The sequence below is a fragment of the Rhizobium moroccans genome, assembly GCF_057559155.1.
In genome coordinates this window covers 10,691-26,573 of sequence record NZ_JBHFJG010000027.1, presented here as the reverse complement: position 1 = coordinate 26,573, position 15,883 = coordinate 10,691, and the positions used below count along the sequence as shown (strand labels likewise).

14 protein-coding genes and 1 tRNA gene are annotated in these 15,883 nt (G+C 62.9%); 6 read left to right on the top strand and 9 right to left on the bottom strand.

All coding sequences use genetic code 11. From position 1 onward, the window contains the following. Positions 1 to 359: 359 nt before the first annotated feature. Complete coding sequence (locus tag ACE04I_RS15470; RefSeq protein WP_487207270.1) at positions 360 to 2,060, bottom strand: long-chain-fatty-acid--CoA ligase; 1,701 nt, start codon at positions 2,058 to 2,060, stop codon at positions 360 to 362. Positions 2,061 to 2,315: 255 nt separating this feature from the next. On the opposite strand from ACE04I_RS15470, the gene ACE04I_RS15465 reads away from it, so the two are divergent. Further along, the gene (locus ACE04I_RS15465) at positions 2,316 to 2,708 is read left to right on the top strand and encodes a PRC-barrel domain-containing protein (RefSeq protein WP_046794142.1); all 393 of its coding nucleotides are present in this window, start codon (positions 2,316 to 2,318) and stop codon (positions 2,706 to 2,708) included. A 117-nt stretch (positions 2,709 to 2,825) separates the two neighbouring features. Next, complete coding sequence (locus ACE04I_RS15460) at positions 2,826 to 3,938, top strand: hypothetical protein (RefSeq protein ID WP_137326730.1); 1,113 nt, start codon at positions 2,826 to 2,828, stop codon at positions 3,936 to 3,938. 2 nt (positions 3,939 to 3,940) lie between these two features. Here ACE04I_RS15460 and nadE read toward each other — a convergent pair whose 3' ends face one another. Genes nadE through ACE04I_RS15445 form a run of 3 tightly spaced genes read right to left on the bottom strand, consistent with a single transcriptional unit; the run spans position 3,941 to position 6,766 of the window. Continuing rightward, positions 3,941 to 4,939: an NAD(+) synthase gene (gene nadE, locus ACE04I_RS15455; RefSeq protein WP_046794143.1), complete on the bottom strand. Its 999-nt coding sequence runs from the start codon at positions 4,937 to 4,939 to the stop codon at positions 3,941 to 3,943. Further along, positions 4,936 to 6,486 carry a class I adenylate-forming enzyme family protein gene (locus ACE04I_RS15450; protein ID WP_046794144.1) on the bottom strand — a complete coding sequence of 517 codons (1,551 nt, stop codon included), beginning with the start codon at positions 6,484 to 6,486 and terminating at the stop codon, positions 4,936 to 4,938. The genes nadE and ACE04I_RS15450 overlap by 4 nt, the downstream gene beginning before the upstream one ends. A gap of 22 nt (positions 6,487 to 6,508) precedes the next feature. Beyond that, positions 6,509 to 6,766, bottom strand: coding sequence for an acyl carrier protein (locus tag ACE04I_RS15445; RefSeq protein WP_046794145.1), 258 nt, complete (start codon positions 6,764 to 6,766; stop codon positions 6,509 to 6,511). Between the two features lie 205 nt (positions 6,767 to 6,971). Between ACE04I_RS15445 and xth the strand changes: the two genes are divergently transcribed. Then, the gene (xth, locus tag ACE04I_RS15440; protein WP_487207269.1) at positions 6,972 to 7,748 is read left to right on the top strand and encodes an exodeoxyribonuclease III; all 777 of its coding nucleotides are present in this window, start codon (positions 6,972 to 6,974) and stop codon (positions 7,746 to 7,748) included. On the opposite strand, the gene ACE04I_RS15435 is transcribed toward xth, so the two are convergent. From ACE04I_RS15435 to ACE04I_RS15420, 4 genes are all read right to left on the bottom strand, one after another. Next, entirely contained in the window at positions 7,745 to 8,587 is an 843-nt protein-coding gene (locus ACE04I_RS15435) for a GNAT family N-acetyltransferase (protein WP_046794147.1), read from the bottom strand. The two genes, xth and ACE04I_RS15435, sit on opposite strands and share 4 nt — an antisense overlap. A 13-nt stretch (positions 8,588 to 8,600) precedes the next feature. Continuing rightward, positions 8,601 to 9,554 (bottom strand): D-2-hydroxyacid dehydrogenase, encoded by a 954-nt coding sequence (locus ACE04I_RS15430; RefSeq protein WP_046794148.1) that lies wholly within the window; start codon positions 9,552 to 9,554, stop codon positions 8,601 to 8,603. Positions 9,555 to 9,670: 116 nt separating this feature from the next. After that, a tRNA-Thr gene (locus tag ACE04I_RS15425) sits at positions 9,671 to 9,746 on the bottom strand. Between the two features lie 127 nt (positions 9,747 to 9,873). Beyond that, a complete protein-coding gene (locus tag ACE04I_RS15420) occupies positions 9,874 to 10,830 on the bottom strand; it encodes an NAD(P)H-dependent flavin oxidoreductase (protein WP_046794149.1) in 957 nt (318 codons plus the stop codon). A 266-nt stretch (positions 10,831 to 11,096) separates the two neighbouring features. Between ACE04I_RS15420 and ACE04I_RS15415 the strand changes: the two genes are divergently transcribed. After that, positions 11,097 to 12,269, top strand: coding sequence for a hypothetical protein (locus ACE04I_RS15415; RefSeq protein WP_046794346.1), 1,173 nt, complete (start codon positions 11,097 to 11,099; stop codon positions 12,267 to 12,269). A 40-nt stretch (positions 12,270 to 12,309) separates the two neighbouring features. On the opposite strand, the gene ppk2 is transcribed toward ACE04I_RS15415, so the two are convergent. Continuing rightward, complete coding sequence (gene ppk2 / locus ACE04I_RS15410) at positions 12,310 to 13,191, bottom strand: polyphosphate kinase 2 (protein WP_487207268.1); 882 nt, start codon at positions 13,189 to 13,191, stop codon at positions 12,310 to 12,312. Between the two features lie 218 nt (positions 13,192 to 13,409). Between ppk2 and phoR the strand changes: the two genes are divergently transcribed. Continuing rightward, entirely contained in the window at positions 13,410 to 14,636 is a 1,227-nt protein-coding gene (gene phoR / locus ACE04I_RS15405) for a phosphate regulon sensor histidine kinase PhoR (protein WP_046794151.1), read from the top strand. Between the two features lie 194 nt (positions 14,637 to 14,830). Then, positions 14,831 to 15,865, top strand: coding sequence for a substrate-binding domain-containing protein (locus ACE04I_RS15400; protein WP_046794152.1), 1,035 nt, complete (start codon positions 14,831 to 14,833; stop codon positions 15,863 to 15,865). Positions 15,866 to 15,883 lie beyond the last annotated feature (18 nt).

Below are 15,883 nucleotides of genomic sequence, written 5' to 3'. Positions count from 1 at the left end.
AATCAAGGCACAAGAGGCTGCGAGGAGCGTTTCCTGACGAGGCTTGAAGAGAGAGGTCCCGGCAGGTATATTATAGGAGTGGCAAGCGGAGTTCGCGCTCCGCTCGCCGTTTGCTTATCTGTTGAGCGTTACCCGGACGGCGACTGACCAGCCCGTCCGGGTTCTCCTCAAGGTAAGCGCGATGCTAAGCGGCCGAAACCACATCACATCACCTCCATTTTCGAAGGCAAGGCCTCTGCCAAGGTCGGTGCGGCCCATCCTCACCGACACGCCGGCTGGTCGCGGCGCATGCTGCTTTCGCCCCCGAAAACGGAAGCGATAGCAGCACACTTCATGGTTGTTTGCAATTGGCGGGTGAGCTACCCGCGCAGCTCGCGCCGGAGAATCTTCCCGACATTCGATTTCGGCAGTTCGCTGCGGAATTCGATGAAGCGCGGCCGCTTGTAATTGGTGAGATTGGCGGCGCAATGGGCCTTGAGATCGGCCTCCGTCAGGTTCGGGTCCTTCCTGACCACGAAGAGCTTCACGGCCTCGCCGGAATGCTCGTCGGCAATGCCGATCGCGGCGCATTCCAGCACGCCGGGATGCATCGCCGCGACTTCCTCCACCTCGTTCGGATAGACGTTGAAGCCGGAGACGATGATCATGTCCTTCTTGCGATCGACGATCTTGGTATAGCCCTGGCGGTCCATGTAGCCCATATCGCCGGTGCGGAAAAAGCCGTCCGCGGTTATCGCCCGGGCGGTCTCGTCCGGCCGGTTCCAGTAGCCGGCCATTACCTGCGGACCGCGAATGCAGATTTCGCCGATATCCCCCAGCGACACCTCGTTGCCATCGTCATCGCGGATGGAAATCTCGGTGGAGGAGATCGGCAGGCCGATCATGCCGGTGAATTCGGTCGTGTCCAGCCGGTTCGCGGTGGCGACCGGCGACGTCTCGGAAAGCCCATAGCCCTCGGTGATCGGGCAGCCGGTCATCTTGTACCAGCGCTCGGCCACCGGCCGCTGCACAGACATGCCGCCGCCGAAGACGAGGATCATCGAAGAGAAATCCAGCTTCTGGAAATCGGCATTGTTCATCAGCGCATTGAACAGCGTGTTCAGGCCGGGGAACACGTGGATCTTGTACTTCTGGATCTCCTTGACGAGCGCCGGGATGTCGCGCGGATTGGCGATCAGGATGTTGTGGCTGCCGGTCGCGACCCCCATCAGCGAGTTCACTGTCAGTGCGAAGATGTGGTAGAGCGGCAGCGCGCAGAGGAAGGTCAAAGCCTCCGGCCGCGGCTTGTTCAGGAAGGCGGTGGCCAGCCAGATGGCCATCTGCTCCTTGTTGGCGAGCAGGTTGCTATGGGTCAGCACGGCGCCCTTGGAGACGCCGGTCGTCCCGCCGGTATATTGCAGGAAGGCCACGTCCGAACTCGAAACCTCGACCGGTTTCAGCGTCTGCCGCGCGCCTTCGGCCATGACCTGCCTGAAATTCTTGGCCGAGGGAATGGACCACACCGGAACGAGCTTCTTGACCTTGCGGACGACGAGATTGACGATGTGGCCCTTGAGGCCGAGCATGTCGCCCATGGTCGCGACGACCACATGCCGGATATCGGTTCGGGGCAGCGCTTGCTGCACGGTATGGGCGAAGTTCTCGAGCACGAAGATGACCTTGGCGCCCGAATCCTTCAGCTGATGCTCGAGTTCGCGCGGGGTGTAGAGCGGATTGACGTTCACCACCGCGACGCCGGCGCGCAGGATGCCATAGACGATCACCGGGTTCTGCAGGATGTTGGGCATCATCACCGCCACGCGGTCGCCCTTTGCAAGCCCCTGCGCCTGCAGCCAGGCGCCGATCTTGCGGCTCTCGGCTTCAAGCTCGCGGAAGGTGAGAACTTTCCCCATGCTTGAAAAAGCTGGGCGATCGGCAAATTTTGCGCAGCTTTCCTCGAAAAGGGCGCCGAGGGACTGGTGGGCAAGTGGCGGAATCTCGGCCGGCACGTTTGGCGGGTAGGAGGCGAGCCAGGGCTTGTCGGATGCGCTGCCATCCATGCGCGCGGGCAGTTCTGTCATAGTGTTCCTCCTCCTTGTTTTTAGCCTTTCGGCGAGCTTTTCGCGGTGAAGTCCTCCACTTTGCCGCGAAAACCAGATTACGCCATGCCCCTTCTGCTTCCAATAGCAGGTTACATGATTTCAAGAGCTATATAACCTTGACGTAAACGTCAATATAGCGGTGCACGCCAGTGACTGCCAACCATCGGAACCATCACCTGAGGAGGACGTTTCCCGACGGTAGCGATCACAAGCAAATCACAAAGGAGGAACACCATGGTACATCATGAACCGCGAGCCGGGCAGGACCCCTATGTCAAGGATACGCCGATGCTTATCGCCAGCGACAAGGTCGAGGGCACGGCTGTCTACGGAGCCGATGGCCGAAGGATCGGCTCGATCGAGCGCATCCTTCTCGAAAAGCGCGGCGGTCGCGTCGGCTATGCGGTGCTGAGCTTCGGGGGCTTCCTTGGGATCGGCGATGACTATTATCCGCTGCCCTGGGAAAAACTCCACTACGACGAAGAACTCGACGGCTATCGGATCGATCTGACCAAGGAGCAGATCACCGGTGCGCCGCGCTATCGTGATCGGGATGACGAGAGCTGGTATCGCGAAAACGACCGGACGATCTACGATTACTACGGCGTGCCTCCCTACTGGATGTAGGCTGAATGAACCGGGTTTCGGAGGCTCCGCGAGCGCGGGGCCTCTTTTCGTTTGCTTAAGCCTATTCTGGCAAGCTCGGTTCCCGCACAACCTGGGGCCGGAGAGCGGGAAATGGGCATGATGAGCGACCGCGGCGGCGGTGTCCGAGATCTGGAACGGGAGGATCTGCCCTCCGTCGCCCGGCTTTTCCAGAAGACATTTCGAAATTCCGAACCTCCGCGGCCTTCGATGATCCAGTATTTTCGGGAAGTCTTCTTCGAACATCCCTGGTACGACGAGGAGATAAGATCGAAGGTCTTCGTCAATGCCGCCGGCGAAGTCGAAGGCTTCATCGGTGTCTTTCCCTCGCGGCTCGAATGGAATGGCAGGCCGATCCGTGCCGCTTTCGCGGGCTCGATGATGGTCGAAAGGCCGGAGCAGAACCCGCTGGCCGGAGCGCGCCTCCTGCGCGCCTTTCTCACCGGTCCGCAGGACCTCTCCTTGACGGAAACCGCCAATTCGCTTGCGCTCGGCATGTGGCAGAAGCTCGCCCTGCCGCTGGATATTGCCTACAGCCTGAACTGGTTGCGCGTCCTGCGTCCCGCGGCAACCGCCGTCCAGGTCATGGAGCTTTCGCTCGGAGCCGCCCGCCTTCTGAGACCGGTCGGCCGGCTTGCGGATGGCATCATGGAAAAGACCGGCCTGTCCACTTTTCGCGCTCCGGAAATCCAGGGCGGGCGCCGGGCGAATTTCTGGGATGCCTCGCGCCAGGAATTCGCCGAGACGGTGCTGAAGCTTGCGGATACCTTCCCGCTCAGGCCGCGTTGGGACAGTCAGTCGCTGCAATGGTTCATGGACCAGGCCGAGCAGAAGCGCCAATATGGCAAGCCGGTCTGGCGCATCGCTGAGTCCCGCAGCGGAGAACTTGTCGGCTGCTATGCCTATTTCGGCAGGCCCGGCGGCATCGCATGGCTGCTACAGGCGCTGTGTTCGCCGGTCGTCGCCGGCGATCTCGTCGAGGACATGTTCGCCCATGCGGATGCCGAGGGCTGCGTGGCGATCCGCGGCGCCGGCCATCCCTGGCTGACGCCGGAACTCATCAGCCGCAAGACCATGTTCTATGGCAGGGCCTTCTTCGTCGCCCATGCCAAGGATCATGCGCTGCTGGAGCCGGTCCGCAGCGGACAGGGCCTCATCAGCGGCCTTGCGGGGGAAAACTGGATGCGGCTGATCGGCGATACCTTCGACTGACCTTAGCCGAGCATGGTCACCGCCGGGCTGTGCAGGTACTCGGCCACCTTACGTTTCGAGGCGATGTTGCGCCACACGGCGTCCACCTGTTCGGGCGTAAGTCCGGCCGCGATACCCACAGCTTCGCGGGAAATCCCGTTGTCGAGGCCGTATAGGCAGAGATCCATACGGTCGTAGGAGATCGAGAAGTAATATTCGTCCTGCCCCTGCGGCAGAGACCAGGTATCGGTGGTGGGTGGCCGGCGGCGGATTTCGGCAGGCACGCCCAATGCCTCCGCAAGCTGGTAGACCTGGCTCTTGTAGAGATGGGCGATCGGCTTGAAATCGGCCGCGCCATCGCCGTTCTTGACGAAGAAGCCCTGGTCGTATTCCAGCCGGTTGGGGGTGCCGGCGACGGCGAAGTTCAGACGGTCGGCGTGATAATATTCGATCTGCTTGCGGGTCCGCTGCTTCATGTTGGCGGCGGCGATCATGCCGAGATAGACCTCGAGCGGCATGCGGTGGCGGCTCTGCTCGCCGGCGGGATTGGCGACCACCAGCCAGGAGATATTGTAGCCGCGACCCGCGAGCGCGTCCTCCAGCACCACCTTGCAGCCCCAGCCTTCGCCAAATTCCGGCACCACCTGGCGGATGAAGCCGTCGCGCCGGGCATAGCAGCCGGCGGCGGCGAGCGCGGGGCCGATATCCTCCAGCACGGTATCGACACCGACAGCTTCGGCAAGTGCACGACCCAGCCGCAGGCTTTCCGGATCGGAATCATGCTCCGGCATGAAGATGCCGGTCACCCTGTTCTGCCCGAGAGCACGGGCGCAAAGCGCCGCGGTAACGCTGGAATCGATGCCGCCGGAAAGGCCGAGCACGACGCCGCGTTTGCGAAGCCCTTTCAGCACGGTTTCCCGGATCCAGCCGCAGATGCGCTCGATCTCCGCCTCCGCATCGAGCTTCAGCGTATCGGCCGAAAAGTCTTCCGACTTCACGGCAAGCTTCACATTTCCCGTCATGCGGCATTCCCCCGTAATGTCGTTGCGTTGCCGTCTTCGGCGCTGAGGCGGATTTTCCCGGTCGTCGTCCTGGGCAGGGCATCGCGGAATTCGACGCTCTTCGGCACCATGTAATCTTCGAGCTGGCGGGCACAGTGGCGGATGATCTCACGTTCGCTGAGCAAGGCATTGTCCTCGAGCACCACATAGGCGCGGATCGCCTGGCCGAAATGCGGGTCCTCGATGCCGCCCACAGCCGCCTCGCGAATGCCCGGCAGAGCGTAAAGTGCGCGCTCCACCTCCTGCGGGCTCACCTTTTCGCCGCGTGTCTTGATAATGTCGTCGCGGCGGCTGACGAAATAGAGAAAGCCGTCGCTGTCCTCGCGGAAGAGATCGCCGGTATGGAGCCGCCGCCCATTGGCCGCCGGCGAGAGATTGAGGACGCTCGAAAGCTCGTCGCCCCAATAGCCTGCCATGACATGCGGCCCCTCGATGACCAGTTCGCCGATCGTGCCCGGCGGTACGGGAAGCCCTTCCTCGTCCACCACGAAGGCCCGCGTGCCGGGAATGGCCTTGCCGACCGAAAGCGGCCGGCGGGCAATTTCCTCCGGCGGCAGATAGGTGCCGCGCAGGCACTCCGTCTGGCCGTACATCAGGAAAATCTGCGTCGTCGGAAGCAGGTGCCGCAGCCGTTCTGTAAAGGCTGGCGGCATGGCGGCGGCCGCGCTGGTGATATATCGCAGATGCGGCAGGAAACCGGGCTCCAGGTCCTTGATGCCGGTAATGAGCGCCGCCATCGACGGCACGAGCGGGAAGCCGGTCGCTTTTTCCTCCGCCAGCCGCTCCAGGATTTTCCGGGGGAAGGCGAAGCTTTTTTCCAGCACCAGCGTTCCGCCCACCATGGCCATGGTCACGATCTGCGTAATGCCGTAGCCGAAGGAAAGCGGCAGAACGCTGAGCACGATATCGTCGGCGGTGTTGCCAAGATAGCCGCGGATCGAAAGGCAGGCGGCCTCCACATTGGCGTGCGAAAGCATCACTCCCTTGGGCCGCCCGGTCGAGCCGGACGTGTGGATCAGCAGCGCCAGCGTTTCCCCGTCCTCCAAGGCCGGCAGCTCTGCCGATGGCGTCACGGCCAGCAGGTCTTCGTAACGCAGTGTGCCATCCGGCAGCGCCTCCGCGCCGGCCACAATGACGAAAGGCCTCGTCCTGGCGAGATCAAGCGCCGCTTCCGCCGTGGCAACGAGCCGCGCCTGCGTGATGACCGCCGATGCTTCGGTACTGTCGAGGATGGCGGCGAGCTTTTCGGCCTTGATCGTCGGGTGGAGCGGGCAGGGCACGGCGCCGGCCTTCCAGGCGGCGAAGAAGGTCACCACCGCCTCATGGCCGTTTTCCAGCAGCATGAGGATACGCTCACCCGGCCGGATGCCGAGATCGATCAGGCTGCGGGCGAAGCGGTCGGAGATCTGGTCCAGTTCGGCATAGGTCAGCTGTCTGCCGCCGGCCACCAGCGCGGTCTTGCCGCCGAAGCGCCGGGCACTGTCCCTGAGCCTTGCCTCTATGCGCATCGCCCGGCCACCGTTTCGAAGGTCAGGCTGCGGCGGGCAGCTTGGAGGCCAGATAGCCGGTCATGCTGTCGATACTGTCGAGGTTTTCCGGAATGATCTCCTCATCGGCGACCGTGATGCCATAGGTCGTTTCCAGGAAGGCGATGAGTTCGAGGACGCCGGTAGAGTCGATCACCCCGCTTTCCAGCAGCGACTGGCTGTTGGAAACCTCCGCATCGGCGCGAAACAGGAAATTCTCGGCGATGAATTCGCGCACGGCGGCCTCAAAGCGTTCGGTCATCGAACAGTCCTCTCCAAAAGAAATCGTCCGCGCATGCTCATGCCGGTGAAGCGGCAAATACATGCGCGGCTTTTTACTGTGTTCATCTTGCGCGACAGTCCTGAATCTTTCGCTAATCCATCCCGTTTGTTTTGAGGGATTCCCGATTTTGCATCCAAAGACGCCCTCGCGCGTTGTTTCGCGAACTCAGTCAGCCGGGACAGGCATGAAGATCGCGACCTTCAACGTGAACGGCGTCAACGGCCGCCTCGATCTCCTGCTCGAATGGCTGGAAGAGGCCAGGCCCGATGTCGTCTGCCTGCAGGAACTGAAGGCGCCGCAGGAGAGGTTTCCCGCCGCGGCGATCGATAGGGCAGGCTACGGTGCGGTCTGGCACGGGCAGAAGAGCTGGAACGGCGTTGCGATCCTTGCCCGCGATGCCGATCCGATCGAATCCCGCCGGGAGCTTGCCGGCGATCCCGAGGACAGCCATAGCCGTTATATCGAGGCGGCAGTGCGCGGCGTTCTCGTCGCCTGCCTCTATGCGCCGAACGGCAATCCCGCACCCGGACCGAAGTTCGATTACAAGCTGCGCTGGTTCGAGCGTTTCCTCCTCCATGCGGCCGCACTTCTGGAAACCGGCGCGCCTGTGGTGCTTGCCGGCGATTTCAACATCATGCCGACCGATCTCGACGTCTATGCGCCGGAGCGCTGGCGGGACGACGCGCTGTTCCGGCTGGAGGTCCGCGCGGCCTTCGCAATGCTTCTCGCGCAAGGCTGGACCGATGCCATCCGCACGCTCCACCCGGATGAACGCATCTACACGTTCTGGGATTATTTCCGGAACGCCTGGGGCCGCAATGCGGGTCTGAGGCTTGATCACCTGCTTCTCAGCCCGTCACTCGTGCCGAACCTGCGGAGCGCTGGCGTCGATCGGCATATGCGCGGGCGGGACCGTGCCAGCGATCATGCGCCCGCCTGGATCGAACTCGATGCTGTCTAAACGAGGCTGAGCGCCATTTCCGATTGGGTCATCCTGCTCTTGCGCCAGCCGATGCGGCGCATGAACCGATCGAAGAGGCCTTCCGGCAGGTTCTCGATGATATAGAGCTTGCGCCCGGGATAGAGCCCGGCAATCCCATCGGCCAGTGTCCGCCCCATGCCCTGCCTGCGGTATGCGGGATCGACGGCGAGGCCGTAAAGCCGCACGTCCTTGCCGCTGTCGTCCAAGAGCGCCGCCGCCTTGCCGTCGAAGGTGAAGCCCTTCAGCGGCGCCGCCCCCTTGCGGAAGCAGCGGGGATCGGTCTGCCAGGTGGGATTTGCATCCGCGAAGCGCTGGAGCATGTCCACCGCCATCTCGATGCCGCATTCGGCGGCTCGTCCCGCCTCCTGTGCGGCAAGCTTGCCGCTACGGCCGAAGCCCACCAGCTTGCGCGTCACCTCAAAGCCGAGGCCTCTGTAAAGTGCAGCGGCGCGCTCGTTGGAATTGATGACTTCCAGCACGAGCTTCCGCTCGCCGCGCTTTCGTGCCGCTTCGATCGTTTCCAGCATCACCTGCCGCCCGAAGCCCTTGCCGCGGATCGACGGGCCGACGCCAAGCGCGCTGATGCGGGAGATGTCGCCACGTCTCGCCACGAGCAGGATGCCGGCGGGTTTTTCGCCGTCGAAGAAGACTTCGCTGGCATCTAGGTCGATATCCTCGCGCTGGATGCGGAGGCGCAGCGCTTCCGGCTTTACGTTCACTGGCACCACATAGCCGGCGAAACCCTCGGTGAAACCGGCGGCGGCTTCCTCCAGGCTGCAGCCGGAAAGAAGGCGGCTTGCGCCTGACACTCTATCCATGTCCGAGCTCCTCTCACAGGGCGTTGGAAGGACTGCCTTTCTCGAAATTCTCGATATTGCCGACCACCTGCGCCCAGAGCGCCTGCATGGCCTCATCGCTCGCCCAGGCGACATGCGGGGTGACGATTACGTTCGGCCGCTCCAGCACTTTCAGCAGAGGATTGTCAGGGGCCGGCGGTTCTTTGGTCAAAACGTCGAAACCCGCTCCGGCGATGAGGCCTTCGTCGAGCGCCTGCACCAGCGCTGCCTCGTTCACCAGCCCGCCGCGCGCCGTGTTGATGATGAGCGGCTTCCGCTTCATCCTCTGGAATTCCGGCATGCCGATCAGGTCGCGCGTCGCAGGCGTCAGCGGCATGTGCAGGGTGATGATGTCGGCCGTCTCGATAACCTCGTGGAAGGGCGTGTAACCGGTCTCGATCGAGCTGGCGTCCTTGCGGGCCGCGAAGACCGGCTTTATGCCGAAGGCCTCGCCGATCCGAGCCACCGATTTGCCGAGCGCGCCGCGTCCGAAAATGCCGAGCACCGAGCCGGATAGATCGCGGATGGGATGATTGAAGAAGCAGAACTGGTTGGCGCGCTGCCACTCGCCGGCGATCACGTCCTGCCGGTAGCCGGTGATCGAGCGCCTGAGCGCGAAGATCAGCGCGAAAGTATGTTCCGGCACGGTGTTGACTGCATAGCCCCGGACGTTCGAAACGGTGATGCCGCGCTCCTTGGCGGCGGCAAGGTCGATCACGTCGTAGCCCGTCGCCGTCACGGCGATCATCTTCAGGCGGCTCGCCCCGGCAATCGCATCGGCCCGGATCGGCGCCTTGTTGGTGACCGCGATATCGGCATCCGCTATGCGCGCGGCCACGTCCTCGGGAGCCGTCTTGCCGTATTCCACCCATTCGTGGGGAAAATCCGGCCGGTCGATCGAAACCGACGGGCCGATCGTGTCCCGATCCAGGAATACGATTTTCAGCATTCTCCACCCCGCATCACCGTCTTATGCGGTCGATCTGTAGATCATCCAGAAGAGACAGGAAATAGGGGAACGGCTTCGCGGCCTGTCTGGCTGGTGGGGAAGATGGAATTGGAGAATGGTGCCGCTTACGTGACTCGAACACGTGACCCCATCATTACGAATGATGTGCTCTACCGACTGAGCTAAAGCGGCCCTGGCAGCGCCGAGGGCCGGGCTGCAATGTGATGCGGCTGATACAGGCAATGTCTTGCGATTTCAAGATGGGATTCGCCTGTAAGAATGATTTTCCCGATGAAGGCGGTCATCCTCCGAATGCCCGTCAGGTGACAAGCCGCTTGCGCGCCGCGAGATATTCCCGTTCCAGCCGGTCCACGAGCGCCGAAACCGGAACGATCTCGTTGACCGCGCCCACGCCCTGGCCCGCGCCCCAGATTTCCTTCCAGGCCTTGGCGCCGGTCGTGGCCTTCTCGAAATCCATCTTGGAGGGATCGGCAAGCGGCAGGGCGTCCGGGTCCATGCCCATCGCCCGGATCGAGCCTTTCAGATAGTTGCCGTGGATACCGGTGAAATAGTTCGAGTAGACGACGTCGGCCGCATTGCTGTCGACGATCATCTGCTTGTAGCCGTCGATGGCGCGCGCCTCGTCGGTGGCGATGAAGGGCGAGCCGATATAGGCCATGTCGGCCCCCATGGCTTCCGCCGCCAGGATCGCCCCGCCCGTGGCGATCGCCCCGGCAAGCAGCACCGGCCCGTCAAACCACTGGCGGATTTCCTGCACCAGCGCGAAGGGCGAAAGCGTACCGGCGTGGCCGCCCGCGCCGGCCGCCACCGCGATCAGCCCGTCGGCGCCCTTGCGGATCGCCGAATTGGCGTGCCGGTTGTTGATGACGTCGTGCAGCACGATGCCGCCATAGGAATGCACCGCCGCGTTCACCTCCGGCACCGCGCCGAGCGAGGAGATGACGATCGGCACCTTGTATTTCACACACAACATCAGGTCGTGTTCCAGCCTCTTGTTGGAGGTATGGACGATCTGGTTGACGGCAAACGGCGCCGCCGGACGCTCGGGATGGTTTGCATCATGGGCGGCAAGCTCTTCCGTGATCATCGCCAGCCATTCGTCGAGCTGGCTTTCCGGCCGGGCGTTGAGCGCGGGAAAGGAGCCGACGACGCCCGCCTTGCACTGCGCGAGCGTCAGTGCGGGGTGCGAGATGATGAACAGCGGCGAGGCGACGACCGGCAGGCGCAGCCTCTCTTTCAGTACCGGCGGAAGCATGGCGGAATGAACCCTCCCGAATTACGTTTACGCAAACGTAAGAATGACTAGCAGATGCATCGCTCCACGAAAAGCCGGTGGAAAAAATTCTAGTGCGCCGCATTGCCAACAACATCGCCGGCTTTGTGCTTTCAAGGCGGGGCCATGGAGGGTACGGAAAAGCTTGCGGAAAATGCCTCGCGCTTGCAGTTCCGCGGAGGAAAGATTAACCAATCGTGAATGTCCGTGATCCTGCGGAACACGAAGAGAAGAATGAAGGACCGGCAGTGAGCGGTTTGGAAACGGCCATCAGGAATGCGCTGGAGCGTTCGGACCGGACGGACGCGGAGACCCGCGCCCGTATCTATCAGTCCGCGCGCGAGGCGCTGGATGCGGGGTTGCGTAAGCAGGGCGTGACGGATACCCAGGTGGTGGCCGCCCAGCGGCAGCGGCTGGAAGGAAAGATCCGCGAGATCGAGATGGAGGAGCGAGGCCGCGTGGCGCAGCCTGTGGCGCCGCAACCGCCCGTTCCGCAGCAGCCTGCCGCTCAGTTCTCCGTCGATCCGCCCGTGGCGCCTGTCACCAGGGTGCCCGAGCCGCATGGAGGCGTGCTCCTTGGCGGGCAGACCCGCGACGCGAGCCCGAAACCGGCAGGTCCCGCCGCCGCACCAGTACTCGCACCCGCCGGCGATCTCGGCAGCCTCGGTGCCGCACGCCCGGAACGGGCAGAGCCGGCGCCGGAACCGAAGGCTGCCGACCGCAAGAGAAGCGGGCGTACCGCCGATCGCGACCTCGATGTTCCCCCCGAACGGGCCGCCAAGCCGCGCCGCCGGCGTGGCTGGGTGTCGCGGCTTGCGGTCTGGGGCCTTTGCCTTGCCGTTCTCGGCGGTGCTGCCTGGTGGGTCTACAGTTCCGAGATCGTGCAGGGAGTGATCCGGCAGGCCACCAATGCCGGCGGGCAACCGGCAACCGGCAACGGCGCGCCGGAACTCGATCCGCAGCAGGGCTTTTCCGCCGATTGGGCCGAGGTTTTCGTGCCGGAGAACATGGCGGCACTTCAGCCGGCCGCTCAGGCGAGGCTGGAAGCCGTCGCCGCTTCGGAAGGCCCGGCTGTTCGCATCCTTTCCGCTACGCCGAACGAGGCCGGCGATGTTGCGGTCCAGGTGCCGGTGGAGCTCCTGAGGGAGATGGCCGGCAAGAGCTCGACCGTTGCGTTGACGCTGCAGTCCGGCGCGAACCGTTCGGTGCACCTGGCGGTGCGCTGCGATTTCGGAAGTCTCGGAGACTGCTCGCGCCACCGCTTCACCGCAACGCAGGAAAAGACGGACGCTCTCTTCCAGGTGAGCTTCGATCGCTCGCTCGTGCCCAACAGCCCCGGCCGCATCCTCATCAATACGGGGCTGGACGGCCCGGACCAGCCGCTCCTGCTCTATTCGGTCCGCATCCTGCCCGGCCAGTAAGCCCGGTTGCCAGGTAAGCCGGTTACTTGAGGAAGCCCAGTTACTTGAGGAAACCAGGGCCCGTTCCGAGAATCTTGCCGTCGATCTCGCCGATCGCCTGCTTGTCCTTCCCCTCGTAGTCCAGCGAGCGGACAATGTGGCGGATGACATTGATGCGGGCCCGGCGCTTGTCGTTGGCCCGCACCACCACCCAGGGAGCCTGGTCCTTGTGGGTCCTTTCCAGCATCACGTCGCGCTTCTCGGTGTAGTCGTCCCACTTGTTCAGCGCGGCGATGTCCATCGGCGAAAGCTTCCACACCTTCAGGGGATCGTGCCGGCGGTCGTGGAAGCGCTTCAGCTGCATCTCGCGGCCGATGCTCAGATAGAACTTGTGGAAGAGAATGCCCTCATCCACGATCGTATCCTCGAAGCGGGGCGTTGCCTTCAGGAAATCCTTGTACTGCTGGGGCGTGCAGAACCCCATGACCGGCTCTACGCCCGCGCGATTGTACCAGGAGCGGTCGAAGAGCACGATTTCGCCGGCTGTCGGGAAATGCGCGATATAACGCTGGAAATACCACTCGCCGGCTTCCGTCTCGGTCGGCTTGTTGAGTGCGACCACCCGCGCCGAACGAGGGTTGAGATAGGCGTGGATCGAGAAGATCGTGCCGCCCTTGCCGGCCGCATCGCGGCCCTCGAAGAGCGCCATGAGCCGCTTGCCGGTAGCCTTCAGCCAGAACTGGACCTTGACGAGCTCGATCTGGAGTTTTTCCAGTTCCTTGTTGTATTTGTCCTTGTCCATCTTGTCGTCGTAAGGGTAGTCGCCCGAGGCGAGCGCCTTGTCCTCAATCCAGCCGGGAAGCTTGGGGTCGTCGATGTCGAAGAGGCGCGTCTTGCCGCCGATCTCCAGTTCTACCGTTCGGCTCTGGCCGCTTGCATCCATGATTGTCCTCTCCCTTTCTTCCTCGATGGCGGGCGCCGCTGCCCCGGCCTTACCGGGCGTTTCGCGAATGCAATTTATACTCTATCCCCACTCGGACAATGTATATCTGTCATGATAGGGCTATATGAGCGCCCGTTCATCGGTCGAGATGTGGGATTGCGGCTTTGGAAAGAGTGCTGACGAGATGGCGGCAGGCCGGGAGGGAGTTTCTCCTCCATTTGGCCGAAAGGGTGGAGAGGGAACGGATTCTTCTCCTCCTCGTCTCGCTCCTGGCATTGCTGGCTTTCGTCCTGGGGCTGACGGGCATCGAGGCCGCGCTCGGCTGGCTTTTGCTGGGGACGGCCATTCTCGCCCGCGCGCCCGCCGCCGAGCCTGATGAGGCGCCGGCCGTGGAGCCTTTCGAACCGCGGCGGATTTCCGATCCGCTGCCGGATGTCGCCGCAACGCTCGGCGCACTCGATGCGCCCGCTTTCGTGCTCGGCCGCGATGCGACCGTTCTCTTCCAGAACCGCGCCGCCGAAAAGGCGTTCGGCACCCTGCCGCCCGGCTCGCATATCTCCGCCCGGCTCCGTTCGCCGGGTATTCTCGACATGGTGCGCGAAACCATGGCGACCGGCGAACCCAATCAGATCGAGCATTCCGAGCGCCTGCCTTCCGAGCGGGTCTTCGTCCTGCGGATCGCCCCCATCGAGCTTGCCGAACCGCCACCGACGGCGGGAAAGCTCTATCTCCTGTCCTTCCGCGACGTATCGGAATTGCGCCGCATCGACCGTATGCGTTCGGATTTCGTCGCCAATGCCAGCCATGAACTGCGCACGCCGCTCGCATCCTTGCGCGGCTTCATCGAAACCCTGCAGGGGCCGGCGCGTGCCGATCCTGCCGCGCAGGATCGCTTTCTCGGCATCATGCTCGATCAGGCCACCCGCATGAGCAGGCTCGTGGACGATCTGCTTTCGCTCTCGCGGCTGGAGCTGAAATCGCACATCGCTCCGGATGAGAGCGTCGATCTGGTGCCACTGCTCGGCCATGTGAGGGACTCGCTCGTGCCCTTGGCCGACGATCTCGGGGTCGAGATCCGCATGCATCTGCCCGAAGGCAAGGTCGAGGTGCTCGGAGATCGCGACGAACTCGTTCAGGTCTTTGAAAACCTTATCGAGAACGCCTGCAAATACGGGCAGGAGGGAAAGGCCGTCGACGTGTACCTGCGCAACGACGCGTCTCAGCCCGTCGAGGTGAGCGTCGTCGATCAGGGACCCGGCATTCCGGCCGAACATGTGCCGCGCCTCACCGAGCGGTTTTACAGGGTCAGCGTGGCCGACAGCCGGTCCAAAAAAGGCACGGGATTGGGGCTTGCGATCGTCAAGCATATCCTCACCCGCCACCGCGCCAGGCTGCTCGTCAGGTCCGAAATCGGCAGGGGAACGGACTTCACGGTGCGCTTTTGACATGAAACCGTGAAGGTTCCACGGGTAACTGAAATTTTTACTTATAAATCAAATGCTTATGTTGTCACAAATGTTTCATCGAACTGACATAAAAGGGAGATGCAACAGCGGCTAAGAGAGGCGAGCCGAAGTGTCGGCGAGAGCGAGAGCCGGTAACGGCCGCATTCACACAAGCCCATAATGGGAGATTTCTGATGAACATCGTGAAACTTTCTGCAGCAGCCCTCGTGGCCTCCGTCGCGTTTGCCGGCGCTGCCGCCGCGCGCGATCAGGTCCAGATCGCTGGCTCCTCCACCGTTCTTCCCTATGCAAAGATCGTCGCAGAAACCTTTTCCGAGACTTTCCCGGACTTCAAGGCTCCGGTCGTCGAGTCCGGCGGCACCGGCGGTGGCCTGAAGTCCTTCTGCTCGGGCGTGGGCGAAGGCACGATCGACATCGCCAATGCCTCGCGCGCCATCAAGGCAGACGAGCTGGCCGCCTGCAAGGCAGCCGGCGTGGCCGACGTCCAGGAAGTCAAGATCGGCTATGACGGCATCGTCTTCGCGACCGACGCCAGCAATGGCGACATGAAGATCGAGCCGAAGGACCTCTACACGGCTCTCGCCGCTGAAGTGGTCGTCGATGGCAAGCTCGTCGCCAACCCCTACAAGAACTGGTCCGAGATCAACCCGACCCTGCCGAACGGCCCGATTGCCGCTTACATTCCGGGTTCCAAGCACGGCACCCGCGAAGTCTTCGAAGAGAAGATCATGGCTGAAGGCTGCAAGGAAGCCGGCGCGCCGGAAGTCATCAAGGCCGCCATCACCGATGCCAAGCAGGCTGCCGCCAAGTGCGTTGCAGTCCGTAAGGATGGCGCGGCTGTCGACATCGACGGCGACTACACCGAAACGCTGGCTCGTATCGCCGCCAACAAGACCGGCCTCGGCGTATTCGGCCTGGCTTTCTATGAGAACAACAAGGACAAGCTGAAGGTCGCAACCGTTTCGGAAGTCGTTCCGACGACCGAAACCATCGCCAATGGCGAATATCCGGTTTCCCGCCCGCTGTTCTTCTACGTGAAGAAGGCTCACCTGGGCGTCATTCCGGGCCTCAAGGAATATGTCGAGTTCTTCCTGTCTGACGACATGGTCGGCCCCGACTCTCCGCTGGCGGAATACGGCCTGGTTGCTGCTCCCGAAGATCAGCGCGAAGCTGCTCGCGCTGCCTTCGAAGCAGGCACCACGATGTAATCAACAACCCGGCGGGGG